We start from the raw sequence: 12,035 nt of genomic DNA on the forward strand, positions 1-12,035 counted from the left end.
CAACCAGCTTAATGGTTGAGGCTTGGTCGTATTAGCCTTGTTTCAGCCTATTTAGGCCAGTTTGACGTTGTAATTATTATACCTAAGAGCGGCTTAGTGAGCGTGCTCGTGTGAATTTTGGTACAACTCAGCGTCGACTTCTTCGCCTTTGTTTGGGCGAGGAACAATCTCAAAAGAGGTATCCGCTTCAGTCAATGAAGACAGCAATTTGTTCAACGATGTTTTGTCTCCTTTCACGCCCGCTTGGCCGTCTTCTAACAGTTTTCCAAGGCTTGTTTTCTTAAGCACGATATCAGACACGTCAGACTTATTGATGATCAGTGTTGTATCCGCATCTTGCAGTTCTGCTACTTGAATGTTGTTCAGGTTGCCATTCGACATCTCTACGTAGTAGAACTCTTTCACATCAGGTAATTGGATATTCATGGTAAACGGCGTGTCTTGCGCCTTCAATGAGTCCACTTTTACCGCTAAGTAATCCAGCAAGTTTTCGATGGTCATGTTCGCCAATACATCCGGAGAAGCCGTTTTTGGTGCGCCCGGTTGTGTGCCGATACGCAGTTCTTGAGCACCTGTTAGATAGATGTTTCTCCACCCAGCACCTTCTGATTGGTAGCCTAGCTGTTCATAAGTATCGGCCAGTAAACCACGCGCTTTTTTGTTCTCTGGTTCCGCTTGTACAACCTTGTTAAGTGCCGTTGCAACGAAGCGATATTCGCCTTCTTGGAAATCTTGCTGCGCTTTCTCAATCACAGCGTCGCTGCCACCCATGTATTCAACAAATTTAACCGACTCTGGGTGAATTGGTAGCGGGTTCAGATTGGCTGGGTTCATGTCGAAGTAGCCAAGGTACATGTTGTACACCGCACGAGCATTGTGAGAGTAAGTACCGTGGTAACCATTGGTGTGCCAAGACTGTTGAATGCTGTCTGGCATGACTTTGTATATCTCGTCGCCAATGTCTTGCAAAACGACACCATTGTTCGCTAGGCGAAGTGTTTGGTTATGAGTAAAACCGTAAGCGTCACGTTGCATTTTTAGGTAGTCAGATATTTCTTGTTCGCCCCAAATTGGCGATGAGTGAGAGGCAAACAATACCTCGGTATCTTCACCCCAAGTGACCAACATCTCGTTGATCTTCTTAGACCACTTCAAGCCATCACGTACTTTTGCACCACGCAATGTGTAGAGGTTGTGCATGCCTTGATACGTTAGCTCACCAGTCCAAAGTGCCTTCATGCTCGGAATGTAGGTCACCATTTCTGATGCCGCTTCAGTGCCTGATGCATCCATGAATTGCATCTCTAGGCCATCGATAACCAGCGTTTCAATTTCTTCGCTATGGTTAAGTTCGTAATCCGGTAATACGTAAGTGATGGTGCCTGTCGACAAGCCTTTCGCGAGTGCCGCATCCACGATACCGTGCTCATGACGATTCAGTGTTGCGCCATATTGATAAGCGGTACGTCGAGACATCGCATTACCCGCCAATACGTTTTCGTCGACGATTTCTTTAGTAATGTTTTTAGAACCGTACACTTTTACGTCTGGGTAAGCTTCTTTGATTGCTCGTGCACCGCCAAAGTGATCGGCATGTGAGTGTGAGTAAATCATCGCTACGACAGGTAAGTCACCACCATCAGGCACGTTGTTCTTGAAGAACTTTAATGACTTAGCCGCGGATTCTTTTGTGAGAAGAACGTCGTAAGCAATCCAACCATTGTCACTGCGGATGAAAGAAATAGACGCCAGATCAGCACCACGAACTTGATACACTTTACCTGGGACAACTTCGTACAAACCTTCAGCAGCTTGGTTTAGCACGGCTTGACGCCAAAGCGAAGGGTTTACTGAATCGGGTGCTTGATCGGCATTGTTCACGCTAGGGTCGATGAAGTTGAAGCTGTTGCGAATAATATCGCCAGTTTCTTGATCGAAGCTCGCGATCAACCCTTTGTTGTTATTGTCGAACGCGCGAGTGTCTTCGAAGTTCAGCGTTTTCGCGAATTCTTGGTTTGCTTTCGTCGTCATCTCAGTCGCGTCTTTGCCACCTTGATCGCCTATATCGCTAAAGTGTGCGTGGTCATGGTTAGCTGCAATAGCAGGAAACGCAAGAGAGATTGCTAGGAACAGTGATGCATTTTTGAAAGTGCGTGATGGAGTCATAGGTGCCTCTTCAATTCGGGATTTCGTTTCGTTGAGGGAATTATATGCCTAAGACATATAGCAAAAAATAAAGTAAGCTTTAGTTAACACATCACGATTGGCTATGTATTGAGTCGTGTAATGGTTAGGGAACGAAGATAAAACCTGACCTATGATTGATTAAGAGCACATTGACAGGGAGAGTAACGGTGAGCGACATGGAAAAGTTGGATTTAAATCTACTGAGCGTGTTCTTAGAAGTGTATCGATTAAAGTCGATCACGCTTGCATCAGAATCGCTTGGTATGACTCAACCTGGAGTCAGTGGCGCTTTGAAACGGCTGCAAGCACAATTGGGTACAGACCTTTTTATTCGAGAGGGTAGAGGTATAACACCGACCAATGCAGCGATGCAGTTGGCGTTACGTGTAGAGCCCGCACTGGACGGGATAACCAGCGCTGTCAGTACCTTAAAGCAGTTTGATAATCAGCAACATCATGTGTTTCGAATTCTGGTCAACGAGATCGGTTTAACCAAGCTTCAGCCCCTTGTGGAAAAGGACGATACGCTTGGTAATATCTCAATTGAATTCAATATGGTGCCAAGTAATGAAGAAGATCTGCTGCAGAGTTTGAGCATGCAGCAAGCCGACTTAGCGATCGATATTCACTACCCACAAGTGAATGGCTATATGAACCAGCAAGTGATTGAAGATGAGCTCGTGCTGATCGCCAAGAAAGGGCATCCAAGGATTGATGGATCGGTAACGGAAGCGCAGTATTATCATGAGAAACACATCACCTTCAGAATGCGTCGCTCTCACCTTTACACCGCGGATTACTTTACAAAAAATCCGATACAGCAGCGAAAAGTCAGTTCCGAATGTGATTCATTGATGACGATGTGTGTGTTGGTCTCTGGCTCCGACTGTGTTGGTAGCACATCTAGAGGTTTTGCTAATCAGTTTGCGGAGCGATTCCAACTGCAAGTGCTCGAGCAACCTTTTGAGGTCTTGCCGATGAAACAGTATATGATTTGGCATAAACGAACAGACTTAAACACGGCACATCAATGGTTAAGAACCAAGATTCAACAATACATGACGAGCTCTCAAAGTTGTTAACGATTCAATGAAAAACGGCTTCCATTTGGAGGCCGTTTTTGTCTCTGTTACTTGAGGGTTTTAATAAGGTTTTTTGGATTCAATCAACTTATTGTGCGCGTTTCTGACGAGCGGCTTTGAGCATTTTCATTGGCGACATTCCTGTCACCAACATGGTGCCGGTGATAACCAGAATTGAACCAACAATCGTATTGATGCCAATTGCTTCATCTAAGAACAAGTTACCCCAGAGAATACCAAATACCGGAATGATGAAGGTCACGGACAGGGCTGAAGGTGCGCCGAGTTCAGAGACGAGATTGAAGTAAAGTAGATACGCTAACCCAGTACATACCGCGCCTAATAAGATAACTGACGTAGTGATCGTAACGTCGGGTGTTTCTCTCATCGGAATAAAGAATACAAATGGCAAAACCAGCAACACCGCAGCCCACATGCTGCCATGAGCATTGTTGAATGCCTCAACTTTAGGGGCTTGTTTGGTATAGTTTGACGCTATTCCGTAGCTAAAGGCCGCCATCACTGCTGCAAAGATAGGAAGCATAGCCTCACGGCCAATGTTCATCGCATCCCAACCGACTAACACGCCAACTCCCGTTACCCCAATCCCAAGTCCCAATAGAACTTTCGCCTCGAGTGCTGTTTTAGTCCATATCGCACCAATGATTGCCGCCCATATTGGCGCGGTAGAGTTCAAGATGGCGAGTGTCGAGGCGTTAAGTGTCTGCGCGGCATAAGCGAAAAGCAAAAAAGGAAGTGTGGTGTTAAACAGCCCGAGAATGAAGAAGTGTTTAGCGTGATCATGAAAAGAGAGCTTCTTTTTTAAATAAAAAGAAACTAAAAGCAGAGTAAGTGCTGCAAACAGAACTCGCGCTTCAATCAAGACTGCGGGCCCTAATGGATTAGCCGCCATTCTCATGAAAAGAAACGAGCCTCCCCATATAGCCGCAAGTAGTATCAGTTTTAAAAAGCTCACAGTTTGAATCTCAGATTGTGTAAAACACCGACTATGGATCAAAGCTATGTATTGCACAAATTTAGATGTTAATACTGTGCAGCTAATTGTTGGCATTTTGATAACGGAACTGACTATTAAATAGGAACACTTTTGATGAATTATGTTCTGTTTATCCTTCCTTGTCTGACGAGTAATCTAGTGTCATATGTAAACATTAGGTGATAAAAATGAAGATTGAACACATCGCAATTTGGACCAAACAACTCGAAGTGCTTAAACGTTTTTATGAGGATTACTTTGGTGCAACGTCCAACCAGAAATATCACAATCCAAGCAAAGGCTTCTCTTCATATTTCTTGTCTTTTGAAAGCGGTAGTCGCTTAGAGATCATGGAAATGTACTCTGTCCCTGAATCGAAAGACGATATCTATGACCAGTTCACAGGCTTCATTCATATGGCGATATCACTAGGTTCGGAACAAGCGGTCGATCAACTGACTCAACGCTTGGTTGAAGACGGCTATGAGCGCTTAGATGGCCCAAGAAGAACAGGTGATGGCTATTATGAGAGCTGTGTGCTCGATCCTGATGGTAATCGCTTGGAACTTACCGTTTAATGTAGAGACTTAATTGAGTTACTCATCTACTAACGGAACTGAGGTATGACAATGATGAAGCTTGCTGTGACTTTCCTTTTTAGTCTTGGGCTTATGGGATGTGCTACCTCAGAACCTGTGTATGAACCAGAAACTGACTCGAAGGCTGAACCATCACAGCCAATAGGCTACCTCGGTTTTAAAGCTCACCAAGAGTGGGCCATTCAATTTAACGACTGTACGGTCTATGATCTAACAGGCGCACAACCTTACCAGTGGTTTGATCGCACTTCAGCCTCTGTGAGCTGTTATACGTTTAAGCCAAACGATGCTATCAAGCCTCTGTTGGTTTACTCCGGTGCTGATTTCAACAGCAATAAACTCATTCCAATTGACCGTTTTCAAGAGTTGCAGGTATCAGAGTCAGGCTGGGGCAGTTTTCCTGCCGTCTACGAGACCAACGGCACCAATTGGCTGAAAGTCAAAGAGGGTTGGATTCACCTCACACTAGCCGATCAGACTTTGGTTCAGTTCTATCCCGGAACTCAAGACCAATCTAGCAAACACACACATGATCAATATTTTGAAGAGCACTGATCGTAACGCTGACTTTTGATTAGTCTGTAGTTCGATCAGAAAAAGATCGTTTAGTTATTGCTGAAACCGGTTTCAATCTGTATCTTTGCATTTATTGAAATCGGTTTCAGGGCTGCAATGAGCTCTCTAATCCTGATCTTTTTTGCGAATAACTTGTAGCGAGTAATGGTATGAACAACGAATTTCCGAACGATTTTTTGTGGGGTGGTGCGGTTGCGGCGCATCAGCTAGAAGGCGGCTGGGATGCGAATGGTAAAGGTGTCAGTGTTGTTGATGTTTTAACAGCGGGCGCTCATGGTGTACAACGTCGAATTACCGATGGTGTGATTGATGGCGAAAACTACCCCAACCAAGTCGCAGTGGATTTCTACCATCGTTATAAAGAAGACATTAAGTTATTTGCTGAGATGGGCTTTAAGTGTTTCCGTACCAGTATCGCTTGGACGCGTATTTTCCCAAATGGCGATGAAGCTGAGCCGTGTGAAGCGGGTTTAGCATTTTACGATGATCTGTTTGATGAGCTGCTGAAATACGACATTCAACCTGTGGTAACACTGAGCCACTTTGAAATGCCTTACCATCTAGCCAAAGAATACGGGGGCTGGATGAACCGTAAAGTGATCGATTTCTTTGTTAAGTATTCAACCACAGTGATGGAACGCTACCAGCACAAGGTTAAGTACTGGATGACGTTCAATGAGATAAATAACCAGATGAATACTTCAGCAGATATCTTTGGTTGGTTATGTTCTGGCGTGAAGTTTCCACAATGTGAAAAGCCGCAAGAAGCCATGTATCAAGCGGTTCACCATCAGTTTGTTGCCAGTGCTTTGGTGGTTAAGAAAGGTCACGAGATCAATCCAGATCTTCAAATCGGTGCAATGTGTGCGATGGTGCCTTTCTATCCTCGTTCTTCAAAGCCAGAAGACATCATGGTGGCACAACAAGCGATGCGTGACCGTTATTTCTTCTCGGATGTAATGGTGCGTGGTCATTACCCAAATTACGCTAAGCGTGACTGGGCAATCAAAGGCTTCAACATTGAGATGCAGCCAGAAGATGAGCAGATCCTAAAAGAAGGTAGGGCCGATTACTTAGGCTTTAGCTACTACATGTCGAATACATTGGATTCGTCTTCTCACCAATCGACAGAAGAAGCGATGGACGGTGGTCATGAGAACTCGGTCGATAACCCGTTCATCCAGTCGAGCGATTGGGGCTGGCCAATTGATCCAACAGGCTTGCGTTTCTGTTTAGCGTCTTTGTATGAACGTTATGAAGTGCCATTGTTTATTGTTGAGAATGGTTTTGGCGCTATCGATACCATCGAAGAAGACGGCAGCATTAATGATGACTATCGTATTGCTTACCTTGGTGACCACATCAAAGAGATGAAAAAAGCCGTTGCGATTGATGGCGTTGACTTGATGGGTTACACCCCTTGGGGCTGTATCGATTTAGTGTCGTTCACCACGGGTGAGATGAAAAAACGCTACGGATTCATTTACGTAGATAAACACAACGATCAGTCTGGCTCACTAGAACGCAAGCGCAAGAAGTCGTTCGAGTGGTATAAAGGCGTGATTGCATCTAACGGTGCCACTATTTAGAATGCATTTCCCAGCGCAGTTATGTGAACTGTGAGCTGTCATTTTGCAATGAATTAGTCGGCCTATGTCGGCTAATTTTTTATAAAGGAAAAGAAGCGAATGGTAACCATGCTTGATGTCGCGAACCGCGCAGGCGTATCTAAATCGACCGTTTCTCGTGTCTTAAATGGCAAGAACATCGTGCGCCCAGATGTGGTGAAAAAGGTATTTGATGCGATTCAAGAAACAGGTTATCGCCCGAACTTGTTGGCCCAGCAATTGGCGACCAAGAAGACCAATTTCATCGGCTTTGTAATCACCAATGAGTTGTTCAATGGCCCTTACTTCTCTTCCTTGATGTATCACGCCGCTTCCTACAGTGAAAAGTCGAATCACCAGCTGGTGATCACCGATGGTAAACACAGCGCAGAAGACGAAAGAAAGGCGATCAACTTCCTGCTGGATATGAAGTGCGCGGGCATCATCATCTATCCACAGTGCTTAACCGAATGTGAGATTGCAAAGATCATCGACAGCACTGACACACCGATTCTGGTACTCAACCGTGAAATGCCATCGAAGCCCAATCATTCTATTACCACCGACCATTATCAGAGCGCTTGTTTGATGGTTGAACACATCATCGAGCAAGGTCATACCGATATTGCAGTGATTCGTGGTAAAGCCGGATCTTCGACTGATGAGCAGCGTTACCAAGCCTATCAAGATGTGTTAACCAAGCAAGGTATTGCACTAGATGAAACCAAAGTCGTTCAAGGTGATTGGACAATGGGGAGCGGTTACCACGCGGCTCAAGCTTTAGTGGAGAATAAAGCAAGCTTCACTGCGATCTTGTCTGAAAACGATGACATGGCGATTGGCGCGATTAAGGCGTTAACTGAACTAGGGTACTCATTGCCTCAAGATGTTTCTATCGTTGGTTTTGATAACAGCAAAGTAGGGGCGTTTTTAACGCCAAGCTTAACGTCTGTCAGTGTGCCATTAGAGCAAATGACACAAAAGGCGATCCTGCAAATTGTCGGTGAAACAGAGCAAGCGACCACTATCAATACCACCGGCAGTTTGGTGTTACGTGATTCGATAGCGAAGCTAAATTAGCACTGTTCGCATTTCATATTTCACCTACAAAAAGTGACGAGCTGCGCATCTCTTAAACCAAGCGTAAACACTCCTTATTCACTGTTATTTAGATGTGCGATATTGCGTTTTTTGGTCGATGAATTGACCTGCATTAGTTAAGTAATGTGAAACTAGCTAAGTAATATAAAAATAGCTAAGTGATGTGAGAACAGGTAAGTAACGTGAAAACAGAAAAACAAAAAATGCTAGCAGGCGAACCTTATCAGGCTTGGGATAAAGAGCTTTATTCAGCTCGTATCGAATGTCGTAAGGTGCTTCAAAAACTCAATAACAGTATTCCAGACACACCCGAATGGGAAGCGGCAACGCAAGAGCTCATTCCGGGCTGTGAAAATGCACACTTAGAGCCGCCGTTCCGTTGTGATTACGGCTCGAACATCAAGCTGGGCAAGAACTTCTACGCTAACTTTAACTGCGTGATTTTGGATGTGGCTGAAGTGACTATTGGTGACAATGTGCTGCTTGGCCCGAACGTTCAAATTCTTACCGCAGGTCATCCACTCGATGTGAAAGGTCGAGTAGAAGAAGGCGTCGAATTTGGCACGCCAATTAACGTTGGTGACAATGTTTGGCTTGGCGGTGGTGTGATCATTTGCCCCGGAGTCACCATTGGCGAAAACAGCGTGATTGGCGCAGGCAGTGTGGTGACCAAAGACATCCCAGCCAATGTGGTTGCAGTCGGTAATCCATGTAAAGTGCTGAAAGCGATCGATAACGGACAATAATCAGATTTAAATGACAAAGCCCGAACCTAGGTTCGGGCTTTGTTTTTTCTATTCTTGCTAGATGCTAGATGCTAGATGGAACAGCTTGTTGTGCTTGCTTCTTATCTAACGCACCACTGAATCGAGTCAGAACAAGAGCGATCAAAACGATCACCGCACCTACCCAAGGGGTGTTCATTAATCCAGATTTCGCGACAATCAAACCACCGCCCCATGAGCCCAATGCAATACCGACGTTGAAGGCGGCAATGTTCAACCCAGAAGCGACATCGACTGCGTCTGGTGTGTATTTCTCAGCCAGTTTCACAACATACACTTGTAGCCCCGGAACGTTACCGAATGCAAATGCACCCCAAACCAAAATAGTCGCAACGGCTGCATAAGGGTTTACAGCGGTAAAGTTGAATACCACCAGTACTGCGGCTAAACCAGAGAAGATAACGGTCAGCGCTTTAATCGGGCCCATCTTGTCAGCCATTTTTCCGCCCCAGATGTTACCCACCGCCACTGACACACCGTAAACCAACATGATGAGGCTGATTGAGCTCGAATCAAACCCTGATACGTTTTCCAGTATTGGAGCAAGGAAGGTAAAGGCTGTGAATGTGCCGCCATAACCTAGTGCTGTGATAGCGTAAACCAACAGTAAGCGTGGTTGAGTTAGAACCTTTAGTTGTGCCGAAATCTTCGCCGCTGGTGGTTGCTTAAGGTTGCTTGGAACCAAGATAGCGCTACCGATAAGAGCAATAAGACCAAGCAGAGCAACGATCAAGAAGGTTGCTTGCCAGCCAAAGGTTTGGCCGATATAAGTGCCCAGTGGTACGCCGGTTACCAATGCAACCGTTAAACCCGTAAACATGATCGCAATAGCACTGGCTGCTTTATCTTTTGAAACCAAACCTGTCGCGATGGTCGATCCAATCGAGAAGAACACACCATGGGCAAGGCCAGTCAAAATTCGTGCGGCGATCAGCGTGTTATAGCCTGGAGCTTGCCACGCCAATAAGTTACCAATGACAAACAATGCCATCACGGTCAGCAACACCGATTTACGATTCCATTTGCCGGTTAATGCCGTTAAGACTGGTGCGCCAATAGCAACGCCAAGCGCGTATAAACTGACTAATAAACCTGCTGATGGCAGAGATACATTCAAGTCGCTCGCCATGGTAGGAATCAAGCCTACGATGACAAATTCTGTGGTTCCGATGGCAAAGGCGCTGAGCGTCAATGCAAGTAATGCTAATGGCATAATCATCTCTCTTACTGTTCTTTGTTAAATACCGAGCGCGATAAAATGGGGCAGCTTGTGACTGCAATAGGAGCGCTTCGTTTGATGGCGAGGATTATCTAGTAAAATATATTTGTGATAAATGATGCTATTAACAAATAACCTTTGTTAAATATGCAATAATTGAAGAGTTAACCGATCATTGGATTAAGCTGATGAGATCGAAAAGACATAGATGATTTGAGCTGTGATGAGCACAAGCGAGATGACATTAAACAAAATGAAGATAGCGAAGGAGCCTCATGTTAACCCGTTCAGATGATTTAGAAATGGTACTCACCGTTGTCGATGCTGGTGGTTTTTCTGCGGCGGCAGAGGTGTTGGATGTGCAGGTCGCCAAGGTATCTCGTTCGGTGAGTAAGGTTGAGTCGCAACTCGGCGTCTCAATATTCAACCGAACAACGAGACGCGTGGAATTGACGGAAGAAGGACGGCAGTTTGTCGATTCAGTCAGGGTGGGATTACAGATGATTCAGAGCGCGGAAGAAGAAATCGTGTCGCGCGGTGAGTTGCCAAAAGGTCGTTTAAGAGTCGATGCCGCCAGTCCATTCGTATTCCATCAGCTAGTGCCGTTGGTGCAGTCATTCAAAGAGGCTTACCCAGACATTGAGTTGGAACTCACTTCCAACGAAGGCTTTGTTGATCTTCTAGAAAAGAGAACCGATGTTGCGATTCGAATCGGTAAGTTGTCCGATTCAACACTGCACGCTCGCCCTTTAGGAAAAAGCTTACTCCATATTGTGGCGTCACCTGATTATCTCGCTAAGCGTGGGCTACCCACCAAACCTGAAGATTTGAGCTCGCATCAAATTGTGGGATTTGCGGGTAACAAAGTGCTTAACCATTGGCCTTTACCAAACCAAAGTGATGTCGCGCCTACTGTGACAGCCAGTAATGGTGAAACCGTGCGTCAACTAGTCTTAGCAGGAAATGGTATTGCTTGTTTATCGGGGTTTATGGTGCAGGAAGATATGGCAGCAGGGCGTCTAATCCCTATTCTGGAACAAGACAAACTTGCGAATACAGATCGAGAGCGAGTGAATGCGGTTTACTACAAGTCGTCCTCTGTCTCTAAACGTATCTCGGCGTTTATTGATTTTATACAGCCCCGTTTGAGCTTGTAGGAAAGAATGAAACACTCTTTAGCAGCACACAGCCAAACCGTTATTTGCATCGTTTGAGAACGGGTATTCGTATCAATGTTTAGAGAGCACATATTGTTGTCTTGAGATTCGATAGGTGGATGTGATCTCAATAGCGTTTACTGACTTTCAGTGTTTAAAAACCGCCCGCCCACGCATCAAAATCGTCAATATTGTCGAGTTCTTGCTGGCTTCTTGGCACAGGGTAATAAGGCAAGGCTAACCTTTGAACGGAAGGTTGCAGTTCCCAATCGGGTGTAATCTTGAGTCGGGTTAACTCATCGTTGAGGCGCACAAACATATAGTAGCCATCGGCATGGGTATTGGCGTAACTCGCGATAGTTGCGATATCACCGGAAGGTAATTTTACGTCTCGACCCAGTGGATAGAGTTGGTGCAATGCGAAACTCACTTTGGGATCTTCAAGTTTGCCTTGCTTAAAGCGTTCTAATCCGATGGCGGTTGAAGTGGTGCGCGGCTTCCACCCTGTGAGGAACAATCCACTCAGGTTATCTTGGAATGGCTTGCCCTTTCTACTGCCTTCATTGGTAATGAATTGAACCGTCAGCGTGTCTCCAGATTCTTGCAGAATTTCTAAAAACTGTTCACCAGTGCGATCGACCAAAAGCTTCATAATATCCAGCTACCATCAAGAATGAGAGACGATAAAGGGTACTACTTTAGGGGAGGCTTGTGTAGAGACGGTA

Annotated in this window: 11 protein-coding genes; 7 read left to right on the forward strand and 4 right to left on the reverse strand. The window is 45.3% G+C overall.

Annotated features, from left to right (window positions below):
• Positions 1 to 93: 93 nt before the first annotated feature.
• Positions 94 to 2,166, reverse strand: coding sequence for an alkyl/aryl-sulfatase (locus AB6D07_RS05380; protein WP_372091908.1), 2,073 nt, complete (start codon positions 2,164 to 2,166; stop codon positions 94 to 96).
• 188 nt (positions 2,167 to 2,354) lie between these two features.
• Between AB6D07_RS05380 and AB6D07_RS05385 the strand changes: the two genes are divergently transcribed.
• Positions 2,355 to 3,269, forward strand: a complete 915-nt coding sequence (locus tag AB6D07_RS05385; RefSeq protein WP_017097566.1) for a LysR family transcriptional regulator — start codon at positions 2,355 to 2,357, stop codon at positions 3,267 to 3,269.
• Between the two features lie 88 nt (positions 3,270 to 3,357).
• On the opposite strand, the gene AB6D07_RS05390 is transcribed toward AB6D07_RS05385, so the two are convergent.
• Entirely contained in the window at positions 3,358 to 4,245 is an 888-nt protein-coding gene (locus AB6D07_RS05390; protein ID WP_080518041.1) for a DMT family transporter, read from the reverse strand.
• A 209-nt stretch (positions 4,246 to 4,454) separates the two neighbouring features.
• Here AB6D07_RS05390 and AB6D07_RS05395 point away from each other — a divergent pair, with 209 nt between their 5' ends.
• The 5 genes from AB6D07_RS05395 (at position 4,455) to AB6D07_RS05415 (ending at position 8,895) form a co-directional block, all read left to right on the forward strand.
• A complete protein-coding gene (locus AB6D07_RS05395) occupies positions 4,455 to 4,844 on the forward strand; it encodes a VOC family protein (protein WP_017102273.1) in 390 nt (129 codons plus the stop codon).
• A gap of 51 nt (positions 4,845 to 4,895) precedes the next feature.
• Positions 4,896 to 5,420 carry a hypothetical protein gene (locus tag AB6D07_RS05400; RefSeq protein ID WP_029222797.1) on the forward strand — a complete coding sequence of 175 codons (525 nt, stop codon included), beginning with the start codon at positions 4,896 to 4,898 and terminating at the stop codon, positions 5,418 to 5,420.
• Positions 5,421 to 5,590: 170 nt separating this feature from the next.
• Positions 5,591 to 7,030, forward strand: coding sequence for a 6-phospho-beta-glucosidase (locus AB6D07_RS05405; RefSeq protein WP_017102275.1), 1,440 nt, complete (start codon positions 5,591 to 5,593; stop codon positions 7,028 to 7,030).
• Between the two features lie 99 nt (positions 7,031 to 7,129).
• On the forward strand, positions 7,130 to 8,128 hold the full coding sequence (locus tag AB6D07_RS05410; protein ID WP_017102276.1) for a LacI family DNA-binding transcriptional regulator: 999 nt from the start codon (positions 7,130 to 7,132) through the stop codon (positions 8,126 to 8,128).
• A gap of 203 nt (positions 8,129 to 8,331) precedes the next feature.
• Entirely contained in the window at positions 8,332 to 8,895 is a 564-nt protein-coding gene (locus AB6D07_RS05415; RefSeq protein WP_017102277.1) for a sugar O-acetyltransferase, read from the forward strand.
• Positions 8,896 to 8,959: 64 nt separating this feature from the next.
• Here the strand turns inward: AB6D07_RS05415 and AB6D07_RS05420 are convergent, their stop codons facing one another.
• Positions 8,960 to 10,147: an MFS transporter gene (locus tag AB6D07_RS05420; protein WP_029222798.1), complete on the reverse strand. Its 1,188-nt coding sequence runs from the start codon at positions 10,145 to 10,147 to the stop codon at positions 8,960 to 8,962.
• A gap of 281 nt (positions 10,148 to 10,428) precedes the next feature.
• Here AB6D07_RS05420 and AB6D07_RS05425 point away from each other — a divergent pair, with 281 nt between their 5' ends.
• Positions 10,429 to 11,310, forward strand: coding sequence for a LysR family transcriptional regulator (locus AB6D07_RS05425; RefSeq protein WP_017102279.1), 882 nt, complete (start codon positions 10,429 to 10,431; stop codon positions 11,308 to 11,310).
• 154 nt (positions 11,311 to 11,464) lie between these two features.
• Here AB6D07_RS05425 and AB6D07_RS05430 read toward each other — a convergent pair whose 3' ends face one another.
• Complete coding sequence (locus tag AB6D07_RS05430; protein ID WP_017102280.1) at positions 11,465 to 11,962, reverse strand: hypothetical protein; 498 nt, start codon at positions 11,960 to 11,962, stop codon at positions 11,465 to 11,467.
• Positions 11,963 to 12,035: the final 73 nt, after the last annotated feature.

The organism is Vibrio sp. 10N.239.312.C11 (genome assembly GCF_041466065.1).
Taxonomy (GTDB): domain Bacteria; phylum Pseudomonadota; class Gammaproteobacteria; order Enterobacterales; family Vibrionaceae; genus Vibrio; species Vibrio tasmaniensis_A.

Bases quoted from the DNA above. Each gene is read 5' to 3' on its own strand.
- AB6D07_RS05380 (WP_372091908.1), bottom strand. From the start codon at position 2,166: ATGACTCCATCACGCACTTTCAAAAATGCATCACTGTTCCTAGCAATC.
- AB6D07_RS05395 (WP_017102273.1), top strand. From the start codon at position 4,455: ATGAAGATTGAACACATCGCAATTTGGACCAAACAACTCGAAGTGCTT.
- AB6D07_RS05400 (WP_029222797.1), top strand. From the start codon at position 4,896: ATGATGAAGCTTGCTGTGACTTTCCTTTTTAGTCTTGGGCTTATGGGA.
- AB6D07_RS05405 (WP_017102275.1), top strand. From the start codon at position 5,591: ATGAACAACGAATTTCCGAACGATTTTTTGTGGGGTGGTGCGGTTGCG.
- AB6D07_RS05410 (WP_017102276.1), top strand. From the start codon at position 7,130: ATGGTAACCATGCTTGATGTCGCGAACCGCGCAGGCGTATCTAAATCG.
- AB6D07_RS05420 (WP_029222798.1), bottom strand. From the start codon at position 10,147: ATGCCATTAGCATTACTTGCATTGACGCTCAGCGCCTTTGCCATCGGA.
- AB6D07_RS05425 (WP_017102279.1), top strand. From the start codon at position 10,429: ATGTTAACCCGTTCAGATGATTTAGAAATGGTACTCACCGTTGTCGAT.
- AB6D07_RS05430 (WP_017102280.1), bottom strand. From the start codon at position 11,962: ATGAAGCTTTTGGTCGATCGCACTGGTGAACAGTTTTTAGAAATTCTG.